At 62.1% G+C, this 17878-nt stretch carries 21 protein-coding genes and 1 tRNA gene; 10 read left to right on the forward strand and 12 right to left on the reverse strand.

All coding sequences use genetic code 11. The features are described 5' to 3' along the window. Together BSF79_RS15525 and BSF79_RS15530 are read right to left on the reverse strand one after the other, a co-directional pair. Window positions 1-144: 2Fe-2S iron-sulfur cluster-binding protein (locus BSF79_RS15525; protein WP_139246467.1), on the reverse strand; the 144-nt coding region annotated here is incomplete at its 3' end. 26 nt (window positions 145-170) lie between these two features. Continuing rightward, window positions 171-713, reverse strand: a complete 543-nt coding sequence (locus BSF79_RS15530) for an SRPBCC family protein (protein WP_090270743.1) — start codon at window positions 711-713, stop codon at window positions 171-173. Window positions 714-898: 185 nt separating this feature from the next. On the opposite strand from BSF79_RS15530, the gene BSF79_RS15535 reads away from it, so the two are divergent. From BSF79_RS15535 to BSF79_RS15545, 3 genes are read left to right on the forward strand one after another with little or no spacing between them, the layout of a single operon-like run. Then, the gene (locus BSF79_RS15535) at window positions 899-1588 is read left to right on the forward strand and encodes a response regulator (protein WP_090270744.1); all 690 of its coding nucleotides are present in this window, start codon (window positions 899-901) and stop codon (window positions 1586-1588) included. Window positions 1589-1629: 41 nt separating this feature from the next. Next, a complete protein-coding gene (locus BSF79_RS15540) occupies window positions 1630-2808 on the forward strand; it encodes an FIST N-terminal domain-containing protein (protein WP_090270745.1) in 1179 nt (392 codons plus the stop codon). Further along, window positions 2805-5036 (forward strand): hybrid sensor histidine kinase/response regulator, encoded by a 2232-nt coding sequence (locus BSF79_RS15545; protein WP_090270746.1) that lies wholly within the window; start codon window positions 2805-2807, stop codon window positions 5034-5036. The genes BSF79_RS15540 and BSF79_RS15545 overlap by 4 nt, the downstream gene beginning before the upstream one ends. Here the strand turns inward: BSF79_RS15545 and BSF79_RS15550 are convergent. Both BSF79_RS15550 and BSF79_RS15555 read right to left on the reverse strand, forming a co-directional pair. Beyond that, window positions 5023-5262 (reverse strand): Lrp/AsnC family transcriptional regulator, encoded by a 240-nt coding sequence (locus tag BSF79_RS15550; protein WP_090270747.1) that lies wholly within the window; start codon window positions 5260-5262, stop codon window positions 5023-5025. The two genes, BSF79_RS15545 and BSF79_RS15550, sit on opposite strands and share 14 nt — an antisense overlap. A gap of 60 nt (window positions 5263-5322) precedes the next feature. Continuing rightward, window positions 5323-7200: a hypothetical protein gene (locus tag BSF79_RS15555; protein ID WP_090270748.1), complete on the reverse strand. Its 1878-nt coding sequence runs from the start codon at window positions 7198-7200 to the stop codon at window positions 5323-5325. 174 nt (window positions 7201-7374) lie between these two features. Between BSF79_RS15555 and hisB the strand changes: the two genes are divergently transcribed. After that, the gene (gene hisB / locus BSF79_RS15560; RefSeq protein ID WP_090270840.1) at window positions 7375-7962 is read left to right on the forward strand and encodes an imidazoleglycerol-phosphate dehydratase HisB; all 588 of its coding nucleotides are present in this window, start codon (window positions 7375-7377) and stop codon (window positions 7960-7962) included. A gap of 72 nt (window positions 7963-8034) precedes the next feature. After that, complete coding sequence (hisH, locus tag BSF79_RS15565) at window positions 8035-8673, forward strand: imidazole glycerol phosphate synthase subunit HisH (RefSeq protein ID WP_090270749.1); 639 nt, start codon at window positions 8035-8037, stop codon at window positions 8671-8673. A gap of 20 nt (window positions 8674-8693) precedes the next feature. Here hisH and BSF79_RS15570 read toward each other — a convergent pair whose 3' ends face one another. The 3 genes from BSF79_RS15570 to BSF79_RS15580 all read right to left on the reverse strand — a co-directional run bounded on the left by BSF79_RS15570 (window position 8694) and on the right by BSF79_RS15580 (window position 10248). Next, window positions 8694-9236, reverse strand: coding sequence for a peroxiredoxin-like family protein (locus BSF79_RS15570; protein ID WP_090270750.1), 543 nt, complete (start codon window positions 9234-9236; stop codon window positions 8694-8696). Window positions 9237-9353: 117 nt separating this feature from the next. Beyond that, window positions 9354-9767 (reverse strand): DUF2147 domain-containing protein, encoded by a 414-nt coding sequence (locus BSF79_RS15575; RefSeq protein ID WP_245776429.1) that lies wholly within the window; start codon window positions 9765-9767, stop codon window positions 9354-9356. Window positions 9768-9864: 97 nt separating this feature from the next. Next, window positions 9865-10248, reverse strand: a complete 384-nt coding sequence (locus tag BSF79_RS15580; protein ID WP_090270751.1) for a DUF2147 domain-containing protein — start codon at window positions 10246-10248, stop codon at window positions 9865-9867. A 136-nt stretch (window positions 10249-10384) separates the two neighbouring features. Here BSF79_RS15580 and hisA point away from each other — a divergent pair, with 136 nt between their 5' ends. The 3 genes from hisA (at window position 10385) to BSF79_RS15595 (ending at window position 12293) form a co-directional block, all read left to right on the forward strand. Further along, window positions 10385-11107 carry a 1-(5-phosphoribosyl)-5-[(5-phosphoribosylamino)methylideneamino]imidazole-4-carboxamide isomerase gene (gene hisA / locus BSF79_RS15585; protein ID WP_090270752.1) on the forward strand — a complete coding sequence of 241 codons (723 nt, stop codon included), beginning with the start codon at window positions 10385-10387 and terminating at the stop codon, window positions 11105-11107. A 113-nt stretch (window positions 11108-11220) separates the two neighbouring features. Beyond that, window positions 11221-11982 carry an imidazole glycerol phosphate synthase subunit HisF gene (gene hisF / locus BSF79_RS15590; protein ID WP_090270753.1) on the forward strand — a complete coding sequence of 254 codons (762 nt, stop codon included), beginning with the start codon at window positions 11221-11223 and terminating at the stop codon, window positions 11980-11982. Next, window positions 11979-12293 carry a phosphoribosyl-ATP diphosphatase gene (locus BSF79_RS15595; protein WP_090270754.1) on the forward strand — a complete coding sequence of 105 codons (315 nt, stop codon included), beginning with the start codon at window positions 11979-11981 and terminating at the stop codon, window positions 12291-12293. Before hisF ends, BSF79_RS15595 begins: the two co-directional genes overlap by 4 nt. A gap of 106 nt (window positions 12294-12399) precedes the next feature. Here the strand turns inward: BSF79_RS15595 and BSF79_RS15600 are convergent, their stop codons facing one another. Then, window positions 12400-12873, reverse strand: a complete 474-nt coding sequence (locus BSF79_RS15600; protein WP_090270755.1) for a CoA-binding protein — start codon at window positions 12871-12873, stop codon at window positions 12400-12402. Between the two features lie 228 nt (window positions 12874-13101). Beyond that, window positions 13102-13881 (reverse strand): 23S rRNA (guanosine(2251)-2'-O)-methyltransferase RlmB, encoded by a 780-nt coding sequence (gene rlmB, locus BSF79_RS15605; protein ID WP_090270756.1) that lies wholly within the window; start codon window positions 13879-13881, stop codon window positions 13102-13104. Window positions 13882-14015: 134 nt separating this feature from the next. Between rlmB and BSF79_RS19825 the strand changes: the two genes are divergently transcribed. Together BSF79_RS19825 and BSF79_RS15610 are read left to right on the forward strand one after the other, a co-directional pair. Continuing rightward, a tRNA-Tyr gene (locus tag BSF79_RS19825) sits at window positions 14016-14099 on the forward strand. 197 nt (window positions 14100-14296) lie between these two features. Continuing rightward, on the forward strand, window positions 14297-14791 hold the full coding sequence (locus BSF79_RS15610) for a MarR family winged helix-turn-helix transcriptional regulator (RefSeq protein ID WP_217650088.1): 495 nt from the start codon (window positions 14297-14299) through the stop codon (window positions 14789-14791). 31 nt (window positions 14792-14822) lie between these two features. Here the strand turns inward: BSF79_RS15610 and BSF79_RS15615 are convergent, their stop codons facing one another. From BSF79_RS15615 to BSF79_RS15625, 3 genes are read right to left on the reverse strand one after another with little or no spacing between them, the layout of a single operon-like run. Continuing rightward, the gene (locus tag BSF79_RS15615) at window positions 14823-15587 is read right to left on the reverse strand and encodes a class II aldolase/adducin family protein (RefSeq protein WP_217650089.1); all 765 of its coding nucleotides are present in this window, start codon (window positions 15585-15587) and stop codon (window positions 14823-14825) included. After that, the gene (locus tag BSF79_RS15620; RefSeq protein ID WP_090270757.1) at window positions 15584-16597 is read right to left on the reverse strand and encodes a ketopantoate reductase family protein; all 1014 of its coding nucleotides are present in this window, start codon (window positions 16595-16597) and stop codon (window positions 15584-15586) included. The genes BSF79_RS15615 and BSF79_RS15620 overlap by 4 nt, the downstream gene beginning before the upstream one ends. After that, entirely contained in the window at window positions 16594-17874 is a 1281-nt protein-coding gene (locus BSF79_RS15625; RefSeq protein WP_090270758.1) for a TRAP transporter large permease, read from the reverse strand. The genes BSF79_RS15620 and BSF79_RS15625 overlap by 4 nt, the downstream gene beginning before the upstream one ends. Window positions 17875-17878: the final 4 nt, after the last annotated feature.

Here is a 17878-nt window from a genome sequence, read left to right on the forward strand (position 1 = left end):
GCAGGCGCCGCATTGGCTGGTGTCGCAGCCAACATGCGTCCCCGTCAGCTCCAGCCCCTCGCGCAGAAACTGCACCAGAAGCGTGCGCCCCTCGACGTTACGGGAAACCTTTTTCCCGTTCACGACCATTGAAACCTCAGTCATATTTTCCTCCCTCGTGTTTGCATCGCTCAGCTGGTGAAGACGCGCTTCAGCCAGCCCTTTTTCTGTCCCTCATCGCCCGCCGCAACGGCGTCCTCCTCGATGACCTCCTCTTCGGGGGCCGCCTCTCCGGCCCCTTCAACAGCATTTTGGAAATTTTCGAAAAACTGATCGGCCATCTTTTTGGCAAACCCGTCGATGATCCGGCTGCCCAGCTGCGCCAGCTTGCCGCCCACCTTGGCCTCAACCTCATAGTCCAACCGGGTGCCACCGGGGATATCCTCCAGCGTAACCTTGGCGGCGCCCTTGGCAAATCCTGCCGCACCGCCCTTGCCCTCGCCCGACAAGGTCAGGCTTTGCCCCGGCACCATGTCCGACAGGGTGACCGCGCCCACGAATGTGGCTTTGACCGGGCCAACCTTCTGCACCACCGTGGCCTCAAACCCCTCCTCCGGCGAACCGGACATGCTCTGACAGCCCGGCACGCATTCTTTCAGCACCTCTGCCGACAGCAAAGCCGCCCATATTTCAGTCCGGTCGGCTGCGATCTCGCGAGAATCGGTAAGCTGCATTCCTGTCCTCCCATGCGTAATCCCCTCACGCTACGCAAAGCCGCAGCGCCAGACTATTCGACCAATGGCCTAGTCCGCCGCCTTTTCTCGGCAACACCCCGATGCCTACGACCAATGGCCCCGTTGCACGACAGGCGCGGATTGATACTCTACCCCCACACACTTTCGCACGGATACCAAGCACCATGCCCCAAACCCCAGCCCCACCGGACGAGGTGCCATTCCGGTCGGCCCTGATCGTGGATGACCATCCGCTGTTCTGTGACGCCCTGTCGATGACGCTGCAAACCGTGACCGGGCTGAAAGACATCCGCAACGCCGCCAGCCTGGCCGAGGCCCTGAACGACATCGCCACCCACGGCGCCCCCGACCTGATCGTGCTGGACCTGAACCTGCCCGACGTCGACGGGTTCGACGGGCTGATCCGGCTGAAGGCCACAGCACAGGTGCCGGTGGTCGTGGTGTCCTCGATGGCCGAAACCCGCATGATCAGTTCCGCCATTCACGCCGGTGCCTCAGGCTTCGTGCCCAAACACAGCCAGCGCGACGTGTTTCGCGCCGCGATCGCAGCACTCAGCCGGGGCGAGGTGTTCATCCCCGACGGTCACGACCTGCCCGACCGGACCGACACCGTGCCCGGCGACGATGCCAGCGCCCGCCTGGCCACTCTGACCAATCAACAGGCGCGCATCCTGCACCTGATCTGCGTCGGCAAACTGAACAAGCAGATCGCCTTCGACCTGTCGATCGCCGAAACCACCGTCAAGGCGCATGTCACCGCGATCATGCGCAAGCTGGGCGTCCAAAGCCGCACTCAGGCCGTGCTGATTGCCAAGGAAACAAGCTTTAGCAGCATCTTGCAAGACGGCCCCTGAACCGCCAAGATCAGCCAATCGCCAGTGGAGGAGGCAACAGCATGGACCAGATCACAGGTCCGACGCAGGCACAGTCCTGCGCACCCCGGATCGTGCGCACAGCAACGGTTCCCTGCGACGCGACAGACCCGCTGACCGATCTGGCGCTTGCCCTTGGTGACACCCCGCTTGAACTGGTGCTGCTGTTCGTCTCGTCGCACGCCGATATTGCCGCCATCGCACGCCGTGCACAGGGCGCCTTTGGCGACGCGCTCGTGCTGGGCTGCACCACCGCCGGCGAGATCTCCGGCAAAGGGTACTCCGACGGTGAAATCGTTGCCGTCGGCTTTCCGCGTGCGCAATTCCGGGCGCGGATGCTGCTGATCGAGGACCTGAACAACTTCGATGGCCCGCCCCTGATCGACCGCATGATCCAATCGCGCAATGCGATGGCACGCGAACAGCCCGACTGGGACTATGAATTCAACTTTCTGATGATCGACGGTCTGTCCCGCCGCGAGGACGAGCTGACAGCCGAACTGGCCATGGGGCTTGGGCCGGTGCCCTTGTTCGGCGGCTCGGCCGGCGATGGCGACACCTTTGCCCAGACCTTCGTGCTGGCCAATGGCCGCGCGTACGGCAATGCCGCCCTCGTTGCGCAGCTGCGCACGACCTGCCCGATCAAAGTGTTCAAAACCGACCACTTTGTCCCCACCCAACAGCGCATGGTGGTCACCGGCGCCCACCCTGACCGCCGCATCGTGCATGAAATCAACGCCGAGCCTGCGGCCCGCGAATACGCCCGCGTGCTGGGAAAGGACCCCGAACAGCTGACCACCTTCACCTTTGCCGCCCACCCGCTTGTGGTGCGCATCGGCGGGCAGCACCACGTGCGCTCGATCCAGCGGGTGGAACGCAACGGCGATCTGGTGTTCTATTCGGCCATCGACGAAGGCCTCGTGCTGACCCTGGCCGAACCGATGAACATGGCCCGCCATCTGGAAAACGAAATTGCCGCCCTGTCAGCCCACGGCGCCCCCGATACCATTCTGGCCTGCGACTGCATCCTGCGCAAAATCGAGGCGCAGCAAAAACAGATCACCGGGCGGATCTCGGACATTCTGGCGCGCAACAGGGTGGTCGGGTTTTCCACCTACGGCGAGCAGATGAATTCAATGCATGTGAACCAGACCCTGACCGGCGTGGCGATCTACCCGCCCAAAACGCAGGCCCGGCCATGACCCACGCGCTGATTGATCCGCACGACACGCTCGAGCGGCAGAATGAAAAGCTGCTCAGAATCAGCGCCGCCCTGATGCGCCGGGTCGAACAGGGCTCCGATGCCTCGGGCGCCGCCTTCACGCAGTTTCAGCGCGCCGTCATGCTGGAAGAAGAAGTACGCGCCCGCACCCGCGATCTTGCCCGCGCGCTGGACCTGCTAAACCTGTCCAACGCCCAGCTGGCCGAGGCCAACCGCGAAACCGAATCCGCCCGCGCCAACCTGACCAACGCCATCGAAACCGTGCAGGAAGGCTTCGCGCTGTTCAACGCCGATGAACAGCTGGTGATGTGCAACAGCCGCTTCGGCATGCACATGCCCGATATCCGCGACCATCTGGTGCCGGGGCTCAGCTTTCGCGACTATATCGAACTGGTCAGCCATTCGCAGTTCCTGTCCCTGTCTGATGCCGAGCGCCCACAGGATTGGGCCGCGCGCCGGATGACACGGCACAAGGACAACCACGTCATCTTCAACGTCCGCATGATCTGGAACCGCTGGGTGCAGGTCAGCGAACACCGCACCCCCGACCGGGGCACGGTGATCCTGCAAACCGACGTGACCGACATCATCCGCCTGCAACGGCAGGAACGCGACCGGATGCTGGATGATCAGGCCAAGCTGATCCGCGCCACGCTGGAACATCTCGATCAGGGCGTGTGCATCTTCGACAGCCACGCCCGGCTGGTGGGCTGGAACCAGCGCGCCAGCGAACTGCTGTCAATCTCGCTCAGCCGGTTTCGCATGGGGATCGGTTTTTTGATGCTGTTCGAACGCTTCCGCCACGAAATGCGCGCGCCCAGCCACCTGTCCGCCCAAGAAATCGAAGACTGGGTGACCACCGAAGGCGACCGCCCGCCCCTGTCGTTCGAGGTGTCGCACAGCAACTCCAAAACGCTGACGGTGTTTGCGCAGGAAATGCCCGACAAGGGGTTCGTGTTCTCCTTCACCGACGTCACCCGCGAACGCGCGGCCGTGCGCGCCGTCTATGACGCGAACCAGAAGCTCGAACAGCGCGTGATCGAACGCACACTGGAACTCGAAGACGCGCTGGCCGAGGCCGAGCGCGCCAACGCCTCCAAGTCCCGGTTCGTGGCCGCCGCCAGCCACGACCTGCTGCAACCGCTGTCTGCGGCCAAGCTCTATGTCGAATCCGTGGCCTCCGATCACCCCGACAGTCAGACCCGCGCCGTGCTGACCCGCGCCAACAACGCGCTCAGCAGCGTCGAAAGCATCCTTGGGGCGCTGCTGGACATCTCCAAACTCGATTCGGGGCGCGCTGACGTGACCATCGGCACGGTCTCATTGCACCGGGTGATGACCCAGCTCGCGGATGAACTGGCCCCGCTGGCGCGTCAAAAGGGGCTGGACCTGCGGGTCGTGCCCAGTCAGGCGCTGGTCGCCAGCGATGCCACCTATCTGCGCCGCATCCTGCAAAACCTGATGGCCAACGCTGTGCGCTATACCGAAACCGGGCGGGTTCTGGTGGGGGCGCGACGCACCAAAACCAGCATCCGGATCGAGGTGCACGACACCGGCCCCGGCATTGCCGAGGACCAACAGGACCTGATCTTTCGCGAGTTTCACCGCGTCGGCCTGACCGCCAGCGCCAGCGAAGGCCTGGGGCTGGGGCTGGCCATCGTCGAACGCGCCTGCGCCTTGCTGAACCACCCGCTGCACCTGACCTCGCGGCCCGGACAGGGCACGCTGTTCTCGGTCGAACTGCCGCTGGCCAAACGCGCCCCCGCGCCGCCAGCACCGCCGCCGCTGCCCAGCCAAGGCACGCCGCACCCCAGCCTGCGCAACCTGATTGTCCTGCTGATTGAAAACGACGATGCCCTGCGCGACGCCCTGACCGTCGCGATGGAGCAATGGGACGTTGCCGTTCTGGCCTGCGCCAGCGGCGCCGACGCGCGCGACCTTCTGGCCGAAGCCGACGTGGCCCCCAACGTGATCGTGGCCGATTATCAACTGGATCATGGCGAGCTGGGCTCGGATGTCATCCGCGCGTTGCGCCGCGCAATCGGCCCGGTCCCGGCCTGCCTTGCCACCGCCAACCGCTCGGCGGTTGTGGCGCGGGCCGGACAAGACGCCGGACTTGATCTGCTCTATAAACCGATTGCCCCGGATGACCTGCGCCGCTTTTTGCTGCGCGTCGCCGCGGCCATCCCCGCGATCAGAACGCCTTGAAGGTCAGCGTCGTCAACGACCGCTCGATCCCGGCAATATCCAACAGCTGGTCATTGATGTACTTGCCGACATCCTGATCGGTCGGAATATACAGCTTCATCAGCAGGTCGAAATCGCCGCTGGTGGAATACAGCTCGGAATGGATCTCGCGCAGGACGATTTCCTCGGCCACACGATAGGTGGTGCCGGGCTTGCATCGGATCTGGACAAATACACAGGTTGTCATCTGGGCCTCATTCTTGCTGGGCGCAGGCTGTCACGTCCGCGCCCGCACCGCAACGGCGATTTACGGGTTCAGCGCCCGCACCGCCTTCTCCTCCTCGATCTGCTCTTCAATCACCTCGGCCACAATCTCATCCGGCCGCCCGCGATAGGTCACATCGTCCAGCACCAGCTGATTGATCGCACACCACATCGGATAGCTGACCCAGCCGGCATGCTCTTTCACCGCCGTATCATAGGCCCGCACATTCCAGAACGGGCTGCGCGACGACGCGACCGAGGCGCGATTTTCCCGCCCCCTCAGATACAGCGCATGCCGCCACTGCACCGAGGCCGCGTTGTGCCCCACCGCAATATTCGGCATCGCCTGCAACGGCCCGTCCGGCGCGCGCTCCAACCCGTATTCCCACCCGGCATCGGTGGCATTCACCCCACCGCCATTCAATGCCTTCTTGGCGCGGCGCGCCTGATACAACCACCCATTCGCGGCGCTGCACCACGACAGATCCGGCACCGTGCTGTTGCCATAACTCGCAGGCGCCCCGCCGCTGTCGTTCACGCTCATCTCATGCGTTGCCCCAATCGGCGGCCCGACCAGAATCTCGCGCGGCTGCGCCCGGCCCCGCTCGACCTGCGACAACGGGCGCGGATTGTCCGGCGCCTTGCTGTAGGTCGGCACCAAATGCCCGATTGCCTTGGTCTCCTCGGCGCCTTTCTTGCCGATCAGGCTGCGGGTGATAGGAAACAGCGTGCTGGTGGCAAAGTCACTGCGCACCTCGCGGCTGTTCTGTGCATTCTGAAACCAGTTCGCCGTCGCCGTGATCGAGATATAGACCGGCCGCTGATGCAGCGGAAACATCAATCGCCACGGCCTGACCCGCTTGCGAAACACCGGATCATAGCCGCCGACATTGCCGACAATCTGAAATTCATCGTCGCGCAATCCCGCCCGCTGCCGCATCGCCCGCTGCAAGGATGTCCACTTTGCCGCCTCCGCCGCCGGGTTCAGCAGCACCACAAGATCGCCCAGAAACGGCTTCATCACCGGGGCATCATCACCATTGCGGCTGGGCAACCGCTGCTTCGCAATCGCGTCCAGCGCGTAATCCTCTGCCACCCCCGACAGCATATTCCCGCCCAATGAATGGCCCACGATCAACAGCTTGTCCGCCCGCGGATCGCCCTGCTTCAACGCCAGCGGATACTCGACCGCCTTCAGCACCTGCCCCAACACCGACTCTCGCCCGCGCCCCAGGTCATCGCTTTTGGTCTTGCGGTTGAAAATCGTCGGCAAGGCCCCCGCCACAAACGGCGTCACCCCAAAGTCCGAGGTCAGCGGCGGCTCGGCAAACGCCCGCCCGCGCCAACCGATGAACACCCCGGTCAGACGCGCGTTGCAATAATCTCCGCCGTCAATACAGCGCGCATTCAGCGCCGCGCGGGAATAGCCCAGCAAGATCCGGAATTTCTGCAAATCGCGGTCGCGCAACACCGCATCATGCCGCCAGCCATGCACATAGGTCACCACGAAATTCTGCCGCCCGTCGCGGTCATTCTGGCGCAACCGCTCCAACAACGTGCTCAGCTGCGCCGCGTCGTGCAACTGCCCCTGATCCGAGATCTCGACGAAGGCCAGATCAAAACGGTCCACATCCGCCACCACCTTGCCGACAGCCTCCGCCTGCTGCTGCCACGCGCCGACCCCCGGCAGGCGGTGCGACTGAAAATAGCAGTTCAGCGGATAATCATCGTCGCTCGCCCGCAGCGTCTGCGCGCCCACCTCCAAGGCCTTGCCCTCGGTGTTGCGCTCGGACAGCGCCACCACACCGGCGCAGGCCTCGTTCTGGGTTGAAAGCCGTCGATATCCCCGGTCTGTTACCGTGCAGGCCGCAAGCGCGGCGCACAGACAAAATACCGACGTAATACCGACGTAATACCGCATACCAAAATCTCCCTTAAATGCCCCACCCTAGCACGGCTGCGCCCGTTGACGGAATACTTGATGCCGCCGCCGCCCGGGGATCAGCTCACCCCGAAACAGCGCTTTGCTCAGAAAGGCTTTTCTGCACCGCCATCGCCGCCTATAAGCGGCAGCAACGAACAAAGGATGCCCGCCATGCGCAGCAGCACGATCACCCGCTCCACCGCCGAGACCGAGATTTCGGTCACCGTCAATCTTGACGGCACCGGCGCGTATGACAACCAGACCGGGGTCGGCTTTTTCGACCACATGCTGGATCAACTGGCGCGCCATTCGCTGATCGACATGACCATCAGCGCCAAGGGCGATTACCACATCGACGATCACCACACGGTCGAGGATACCGGCATCGCATTGGGTCAGGCGCTGGCGCAGGCTCTGGGCGACAAAAAGGGCATCCGCCGCTACGGCAGCTGCCTGCTGCCGATGGATGATGCACAGGTGCGCTGTGCGCTGGATCTGTCCGCGCGCCCCTATCTGATCTGGAACGTCGAATTCAAAGCGCCCAAGATCGGCACCTTCGATACCGAACTGGTTCGTGAGTTTTTTCAAGCCCTTAGCACCCATGGCGGCATCACCCTGCATGTCGATCAGCTGCACGGCTTCAACGCGCACCACGTCGCCGAAGCCGCGTTTAAATCCGTCGCCCGCGCCCTGCGCGAGGCCGTCGAGGTCGATCCGCGTAAATCCGACGCCATCCCATCGACCAAAGGCGCGCTCTGAACCCACCCCGAAAATGGGTCCCGGTTTTCGGATCAGACTGAGCGAAAAACTGCGCGAAAAAGGAAGCTTACGATGACCACCGTTATTGTCGATTACGAAAGCGGCAACCTGCACTCGGCCGAAAAAGCCTTTCAGCGCATGGCGCGCGAGGTCGGCGCGGGCGAGGTCATCGTCACCTCGGACCCTGACACGGTGCGCCGCGCCAGCCGGGTTGTGTTGCCCGGCGATGGCGCGTTTCCCGCCTGCCGCAAAGAACTGTTCGACCACCGTGGCCTGTTCGAAGCGATGGAAGAGGCCGTGATCACCGGCGGCAAGCCGTTCCTTGGCATTTGCATCGGCATGCAGATGCTGGCAACGCGCGGCATGGAATACGCCGAAACCCCCGGTTTCGACTGGATCGGCGGCACCGTCGACCGCATCACCCCTACTGACCCGCATCTGAAAGTGCCCCACATGGGCTGGAACGATCTGGTCATCGACCAGCCGCATCCGGTGTTTGACGGGATCAAAACCGGCGATCACGCCTATTTCGTGCACAGCTATCACATGAAAGTTGCAGACCCCGCGCATTTGCTGGCGCATGTCGACTACGCCGGGCCAATCACCGCGATTGTCGGGCGCGACAACCTGCTTGGCATGCAGTTCCACCCGGAAAAAAGCCAAAAAACCGGGCTCCGCCTGATCGGAAACTTCCTGAACTGGGCGCCGTAATCCGGCGCCCAATCAAGCACTTAGACCGCGCCGCTATATTCGCCGCGTGCGGGATAATTCTTGTCGATTGCAAAATCCAGTGCGCTTAGCAGCTCGGAAAAATGCGGCCGCACAAACGGCATCGTCTGCACCGAGCCATAGTACAGCGCCTGATCCGGCGAGACCATGAACAGGCCCGGCTCGGAAAATAGCGCAGGCTCTTCGATCCCGATCGACGTCACCCCGCGCGAGGTCGAGATATACAGCCCCCAGTCGCGCGCCACGCTCAGCGGCAGACCATATCCGATCCGCAGACCCGATGCGCCGATCTTCTCGGCCATGGCTTCGGCCCGGTCCTGCGGGTCCGAACTGACTGCGATGCAGCCCACGCCACGCTTGGCAAACTCGGGCACAAGCCGTTCAAATTCCTTCAGATAATTGGCGCAGATCGGGCAGTGCAGCCCGCGGTAAAAGCACACAACGGTGCCCCGTTCCGATGTTTCCTGTGACAGGGTAAACACCCCTGCCCCCGTTCCAACCGTGTCGACCCGCAGGTCGGGTGTCTTCTGGCGCGGCATCAGCATACGATGTTCCTTCCTGTCCTGTTGCGTGTCAGATGCACGCACAGTCTCAGGCGATCGGCAACGCTGCGGCCATCGCTCTCACGATGAAGTGACGACACGTCAGGCAACATGATCGGTTCAGCGCAGGCGGGTCCAAACCTGCGACTGGCACACCATCGCAATACAGCCTCTGACGGTCAGCTTGTCCCCGTTGACCGCCATCTTGCCGTCAAATTCGACCCTGTGCAGCGGCAGCCAGGCGCGGCCCTCATAGGCGCCGGGAGAAACCGGTTTCATATCCCAGAAAATCCGCTTGCCAATGTTTGGTGTGGTAATCGCTTTGCCTGCCTTGTCGAACGTGCGCGCGATCGTGCCGCAAACGCCTTGGCCACAGGGCGCAGCCACGACATGTGCCACCTGCCCCTTCTTGTCCGGTTTGGTCAGCCACACCCCAAGCAAAGCATCCGCCAAGGCAGGCACGGCCATCAAGGCCAGAGCAACAACGCAAACAGAAAACCGCAACCACATCTCAGCACACTCCGCAAAAGACATGAGTGATCATATCACAAGTCGCGCCCTGCCCAAATGGGGTGCCGCACCCTGCCTTCTGCCGCCGCACGCAAAAGGCAGGTTTTCGCCCAGATCGCTGTTATTTGACGCGGTTCCAGCTTTGTTTCTTACAAATCGGCCCGATGCAGCCCGACACTTTCAACGTATCGCCCGACAGCGCCATTTTCGACCGATAGACCTTGTCCGAAGAAGGCTGCCAGATCTTGCCGCTCGCGTAATGGCCCTTGCCATTTGCCTGCATATCCCAGACCAGTTTCTTGCCGATATTACCGGATTTATATTCGCCACCTGAATTGAAGGTGCGCGTAATCGTACCACAGATCTTGGCGCCGCACGGGGCAATCGCGACATGCGCATATGCACCATCGTCGACCTGTGTTTTCCACACGCCCTCAACCGGGTCGGCGAGGGCCGCGCCCGCGCCAACCACTGCAAACGCTATCGCAAGTGTCAGTTTATTCATTGTTCAATCCTCCCATGATCGCGCCGTGATCCTGCCCCGCAGGGCCCCGCGCGATCAAGTCTGACATAGGGTCAAGTTGCATTTCCCCCCCGCCCGTGCAAAACGGCTGCAACCAAGACAGATAAAGGCGCGCCCGATGATCCTCTACCCCGCGATTGACCTCAAGGATGGCAAGGCCGTGCGCCTTGTCAAAGGCGAGATGACCCGCGCCACCGTTTTCAACGACGACCCCGCCGCCCAAGCGATAGAGTTTGTCGAGGCGGGTTGCGAATGGCTGCATCTGGTGGATCTGAACGGCGCCTTCGCAGGCGAGCCGGTAAATGCCGCCCCGGTCGAAGAAATCCTGCGTCGGACCAAAGTCCCCGCCCAGCTTGGCGGCGGCATCCGCGACATGGCCACGATCGAACGCTGGCTGTCGCGGGGTCTGGCCCGTGTGATCCTGGGCACCGTAGCGGTGGAAAACCCCGCACTGGTGCGGCAGGCCGCCAAGGCTTTTCCGGGTCAGGTTGCCGTCGGCATTGACGCCCGCAACGGCTTTGTCGCCACCAAAGGCTGGGCCGAGGAAACCAATGTGCAGGTCACCGATCTGGCCCGCTCGTTCGAGGACGCAGGCGTGGCCGCGATCATTTACACCGACATCAACCGCGACGGTGCAATGCAAGGCCCTAACATCGAGGCGACAGCCGCCCTCGCCAACGCGGTGTCGATCCCGGTGATCGCAAGCGGCGGCGTGTCGTCAATCAACGATCTGATCGCCCTGAAAAACTGCGGCGCGCCTCTGAATGGGGCCATCTCTGGCCGCGCGCTTTATGACGGCGCGATTGATCTAAAAGAAGCGCTGCAAACCCTTCGCCAATGAACAGCACCGTTTTGGGGCATACTGTGTTTTTGTCTTGCCCCAAATACTCCAACCAACCTGCGCCAGCGTCACGATGCTTGCCGAAACAGACCACAACCCAGTAAGGTCAGGCCATGCTGAAAACCCGTATCATCCCCTGCCTTGATGTCGCCGATGGCCGCGTGGTCAAGGGCGTGAATTTCGTCGGCCTGCGCGATGCGGGCGACCCGGTCGAATCCGCCCGCGCCTACGATGCCGCCGGCGCGGACGAGCTGTGCTTTCTCGACATCCACGCCACCCACGAAAACCGCGGCACCATGTTCGACGTGGTCACCCGCACGGCCGAGCAGTGTTATATCCCGCTAACCGTTGGCGGTGGCGTTCGCACTGTGGCCGACGTCCGCGCGCTCCTTCTGGCTGGCGCCGATAAGGTCAGTTTCAACTCCGCCGCCGTTGCCAATCCCGATGTCGTGGCCCAAGCCGCTGACCAGTTCGGCAGCCAATGCATCGTGGTCGCCATCGACGCCAAGACTGTCGCGCCGGGCAAGTGGGAGATTTTCACCCATGGCGGACGCAAACCCACCGGCATCGACGCCGTGGAGTTTGCCAAGCTCGTGGCGGCGAAGGGGGCGGGCGAGATCTTGCTGACCTCGATGGACCGTGACGGCACCAAGCAAGGCTTCAACTTGCCGCTGACCCGCGCGATCAGCGACGCGGTGGATATTCCCGTCATCGCGTCAGGCGGTGTCGGCAACCTTGATCATCTGGTCGAAGGCGTGACCAAAGGCGGCGCCTCTGCCGTCCTCGCGGCTTCAATCTTTCACTTCGGCGATTACACCATCCGTCAGGCCAAAGATCACATGGCCGCCGCCGGCATCCCCATGAGGCTCGAATGACACTCGACGATCTGGCCAACACCATCGCCGCGCGCGCGTCCGCAGCCCCCGAGTCAAGCTGGACCGCCAAACTTCTGGCCAAAGGCCCGGAAAAATGCGCCGAGAAGTTTGGCGAAGAAGCCATCGAGGCCATCATCGAAGCCATCAAAGGCGACCGCACCCGCCTCACCTCCGAGGCCGCCGATGTCCTGTTCCACCTGCTGGTGATGCTGCAATCTCGTGACGTCCCCCTGTCCGACGTCATGGCCGAACTCGCCCGCCGCCAAGGCACATCCGGCATCGCAGAAAAAGCCGCGCGCCCCGAATCCTAATTCATTTTCACATTTTCACATTTTCAAAATATCCTCGGGGGCGTTGGAAATCCACAGATTTCCAACGGTGGGGGCAGACAGCCCCCGCCCTGCCCGCCGCAGGCGATTACAGTTTTGACGAAATAATCCCGGTGGCAAACCCACCCATGCGCAGCTCACCGAACAGGCGCTGATACTCGATCTTGGGGCAGCGGTTCATCACCACATCCACACCGCGTGCCCGCGCAACCTCTGCCGCGCCTGCGTGCTCCACACCGATCTGCATCCAGATCGTCTGCAGCTGAGGAAAACAGGCCAGCGCCTCATCGACAATTGGTAGCACGTGGTCTGAGCGGCGAAAAATATCCACCATATCCACCCCGCCCTCGATTTCTGCCAAAGACGCGCGCACGGTCTGGCCGAACAACATCTCGCCCGCATGGCCGGGGTTGACCGGAAGCACCGTATACCCCTTCAGGCTCAGATACCGCGTTACATAGTAACTTGGCCGCACCGGGTTCATCGACACGCCGACCACGGCCACGCGTTTTGTGCGTGTCAGGACGGTTTTCAGGAATTCGTCGGAATATTGTTCGCTCATGCTCTACCGATACCTCGCGACATCCATTGGCAAAAGAAAAAAACGCCCAGGAAAATCCTGGGCGCCAGTCACGGAACGAGGGACAGTGAAACAAAGCGCAGAGGTTCCGCATCTGCGCTTGTGCAATGTTACATAGGTGTCATTGCGCGACATAAAAGACTGCCTCAAGTTTCTGTGAACGGGGCGTCAATCGTTCGTGCCGCGCCGCAAACATCTATGGCGCCCGCCTCAGTGCTCTTGCGACGCATAGAGCGCCACTGCCGCCGCGTTCGACACATTCAACGACCCAAACCCGCCCGCGAACGCGATTTTCACAAGGTGATCGCAGGTTTCCTTGGTCTTTTCACGCAGGCCTGGCCCCTCGGCGCCCAGAATCAGCGCTACAGGCCGGTCACGCCGCCCCTCCAGCGCTTGTTCGATGGTCATGTCAGCCTCTCCGTCCAGGCCCAGCAGGATATACCCCATCGCCCGCAGCTCCTCCATCGCGTCCGCCAGGTTGCGCACCCGCAGATAGGGTTGCCGCTCCAGCGCACCGCTGGCGGTCTTGGCCAGGGCCCCGGTCTCAGGGGCGCTATGGTGTTTGGTGCCGATGACGGCGCAGGCGCCGAAAACTTCGGCCGAGCGCAGGATTGCCCCAACGTTATGCGGATCGGTCACCCGGTCCAGCATCACAACGCGCGGCACCCGGTCCGGCACGCCGACACAGGTATCCGCCAGTCGACCCCAATCCAGCGGTTTGACCTCCAGCGCGGCGCCCTGGTGCACCGATTGCGGATCAATCGGCACCGAGAACTTGCGCGGCTCCACCTCTTCGGGCTCGACGCCCGAGACGGCAATCGCATCGGCCAGCTTGTCCATCGCGTTCTTGGTCACCACCAACCGCAGCTTGACGCGCGCCGGGTTCATCAGCGCATCGCGCACCGCGTGCAATCCGAACAACCAGATCGTTTCCGAAGCCGAGGCCCGCTTGGCCTGCTCTTTTTCGACCACCCATTTCGGTTTCTTCATTGTGCCTGCCCCTCGTGCCAACCGTGGTCGCGTTAATGCGCTGCTCGGCATCCGCCTGCAAGGGATTTTCCTGTTGACGCCCCATTGCGACGCTTGTAATCAGCCCCTCACCAGACGGCAGCGCCGTCGGAAGTGGGCGACAGGCCGCAAGGTGTGGCAGGGGACTGTAACTCCCTCGCGGAGACGCACGCCTGGTTCGATTCCAGGGTCGCCCACCACTTTCTCCTCGCTGCAAAAGTAACAGCGGCTCTGTCCGTCAGAGGCCGGATCGGCTGATTATCGGCGGCGCGAACTCGGTTATGGTGCCGCACGTATCGCCAGCAAAAAATTCCGCTCGATCATCAGGATACTGTGCTGTGTCAACACATCCCCCTTCCTGTCGCTTTGTGCATGGACTAAGCTGCCCACGCCGCACATGAATGCCGAAAGCGACACGTTCCCGATCATGACAGATACCTCGCCCCCCCCCAAACCGCCGCATGAGGCGGATTTTCACAAGGCTGAGTGGCCGTTCTACTGGATTACCCAGACATCGTCGCTCTACATGCAGGTGATGGAGCGGCGGTTGAAGGAAATCGGCATGGACATCGCCTATTGGCGGGTTCTCATGTCGCTTTACGAAGATCAGGCGCTGTCGATCTCGGAAATTTCGACATTTTGTATCATCAAGCCGAATACCGCGACGAAGATCATCCAGCGGATGACCGCGCAACAGCTTGTCACCACCGGACCGCGTCAAAGCGATGGGCGGGTGACCGAGGTGCGGCTGACCGATGCGGGCCACTCGATGCGGCGCAAAGCGCGTGCCATCGCGGACGAAACATTTGCCCACGCGTTCGAGGATCTGTCGCGCGAAGAGCAGATGGTGCTGAACCTGCTGCTGGAAAAAGTCTACAATAAGCTGAGCTAGCACCTGCCCCCTGCGGGCGCAGGCACGCGCGTCAGGCGAATTGCGGGCAGTCGCGCTTCATCTTGCGGACCATCGCGTCAAACAACAGCGACGAGAACGAGGCGCTGTCCTTGAGCCGCTGGGCATCATCTGCGGACTTTTGCTTGATGTCCTCGGTCAAAACCGTGTTCGGCCCCGGAATGGCGCTGGCGGCGCATTGAATTTCGGCGGCGCGTTGCACCGTCCAGAGCAAGAAGAACGTCAGCGGGATATCCGCCTCGCATACTGCAATGCCGTGGTTACGCAGGACCAGAACATGCTTATCGCCCAGTGACTTCAGCATCCGCTCGCGTTCATCGTCATAGATCGTGATGCCTTCGAAGGCATGGTAGGCAACCCGACCATGAAGCTGCGCACCGTAAAAGCTGTTATGGTCAAGGTCGAACCCCTTCATCGTGATCGCCGAAATCGGCGTCGTATGGGTATGGGCGACACAGCCGACGTCTTCGCGGAACTCATGGATTACGCCGTGCAGGGCAAAGCCTGCCGGGTTGGCCTTGTATTGGCTTTCGCGTGCCAGCTTGCCATCGACACCAACGACAACAAGGTTTTCCGGTGTCACCTCATCATAATGCAGGCCGAAGGGGTTCACGAGATAGGTGTGCTCCTCGCCTGGCAGGCGAACCGAGATGTGGTTGAAGATCAGTTCCGTCCAGCCAAGATAGCTCACGAGGTGATAAAAATCGGCCAGTTGCACCCGCAGTTCGGCCTCGGTCATGTCGGCCATGGGATCGGGGATGGGGGTCGCATCGTTCATTCCGAATTCCTTTCGAGTGAAGTGAGAAAAAGCAGGCGTTCAACAGCGGTGCTGCGCGGCGCGCCGGTCAGCGGAAACGTGTCCGCGCTGTCAAGCTGTGCAACCAGCGCGGCAAGGCACGGCATGGCCCCCTCGCCCGCCAGTGCCAACGGCGCCCGGCAGATCGCGTCCAGCTCTAGCACCCGCCCGGCGCGGGCGTCTTGTAACATCGAGGTCGGGAAATCCCCCGCATCAAGCAGCAGATCGCCCAACCACGCGTTGGGTGGCAGGCTGCGCCCCAGCATTCTGTCGGCCCAAGCGCGGACCTCATCCGCCAACTGATAGGCGATACTGCGCAACGAGAGTTCACGGCCGATCTGGGCCAGGTTTTCCCCCGTCAGCGCCGAAAGCGGGTTGGTCGCGATATTGCTCATGAGCTTGACCAACACTTGTTGCCGGATATCGGCAGACAGATCAGTGCGCACGCCGCTGGCGCAAAGCAGGTCGATCAATCGGCTGATTGCGGCGCTGTCCGCCCCCGCGACCACTGGTGCAAGACTAAGCGTCGGAGTGTTGGTCGATACCGCCCGCCCTGCCGCCGTCATCTGCACGGTCATCAGCAGAACCGCGCCAAGCACCTGTTCGGGGCGAAGGTGATATGCCAACTGCCCCGCAGGATCGGAAAAGGGGACCGTGCCGCCTGCGCCGTAGAAATACCAAAACGGCAAGCCGTTGATCATCGGGACAACCAACGTTTCCGGCCCGATCCCGGCGGCGTTGGCTGCAACAGCCGCGCCCAGGTCCTGTGCCTTGACGCATAAGAACACCGCGTCATGAACCTGATCCAGCGCAGTGACCGCCGTCACCTGCGCCGCATGCAGCGTGCCACGGTCATCAAGGCTGACCCCGTCCCGGCGGATCGTGTCAAGCCGGTGACCGCGCGCGACCACAGTAACATCCCCCCCGGCAGAGCCGATAAGCGCCGCCATGGCGGTTCCGATATTGCCCGCCCCTATGATCGCGATGTTCATGTCAGCACCAACACGAGCCCCGGCACCGCCGTCAGCAGGCCGACCCGAATCACATCCATCAACACGAAGGGACCAAGCCCGCGAAAGATCGTGCCAAGTCGCACATCTGGCACCACGGATTTTAGCACAAAGGCGTTCATGCCCACCGGCGGGGTGATGTAGGATATCTCGGTCACCATGACGACGAAGATGCCAAACCAGATCAGGTCGACCCCCTGCGCCGCCACGATCGGGTAAAAGATCGGCACCGTCAGCATGATCATCGACAGGCTTTCCAGCACGCAACCCAGGACAAGATAGATGCACAGAATGACAAGGATCGTAAGCAGAGGCGCATCCCCGAACAGGCTGAGGAACGCCTGAATGTCCCCTGTCATTCCCGACATGTTCACATAGTTGGTGAAGGTTAGCGCACCAAAGAGGATGAAGAACATCATCGCCGTGGTTTTCATCGTCTCATAGAGCACGTTCAACAGGCCTTCGACCGTGAACTTGCCCGACAGCACCACCAGCAGAAACGCCCCGCCCGCGCCCATCCCGGCACTTTCGGTGGGCGTGAAAACACCGAGATAGATACCACCCATCACGAAAGAGAACAGCACCAACACCCCGGCGGTCCCCTTGAGTGCGCGGATGCGGTCGCGCAGCGGCAGTTTCGGCTCGACCGGCAGATCGATCCCCTGCCACACGATCGAGATACGCACAGCGATCGCATAAAAAATCACGCCGATCACCCCGGGGATCAGCCCGGCGAGGAAAAGCTTGCCGATATCCTGCTGGGTCATGATCCCGTAAAACACCAGGATCACCGAAGGCGGGATCAGGATGCCCAGCGTCCCCCCCGCTGCGATGGACGCAGTCGAGAGCTGATCGGGATAGCCGAACCGGCGCATTGATGGCAGCGCAATGCGCGTCATGGTCGCCGCCGTCGCCATGGACGAGCCGCAGACCGACGAAAACGCCCCGCAAGCGATCACTGTGGCGGTGGCCAGCCCGCCTTTGCGGTGGCGCAACCAGGCATAGGCCGAATTGTACAGCTCTTCCGCGATGCCCGATTGCACCACGAAGTTCCCCATCATCAGGAACAGCGGCAGAACTGACAGCGTATAATCCCGCCCGTTATCAAAAAAGGTCGACCCCAGCAGCGACAGCGCAGGCGTCCAGCCTATGATGGATGCCACCCCAACCAGCCCCACCCCAGCCAGCGCGAAAGAGATCGGTATTCCGATAAGCAGCAAAAAGCTGATGATGGCGAGGCCGACAGGCCAGTATTCCATATTC

The organism is Thalassovita taeanensis (genome assembly GCF_900110775.1).
Taxonomy (GTDB): Bacteria; Pseudomonadota; Alphaproteobacteria; order Rhodobacterales; family Rhodobacteraceae; genus Litorimicrobium; species Litorimicrobium taeanense.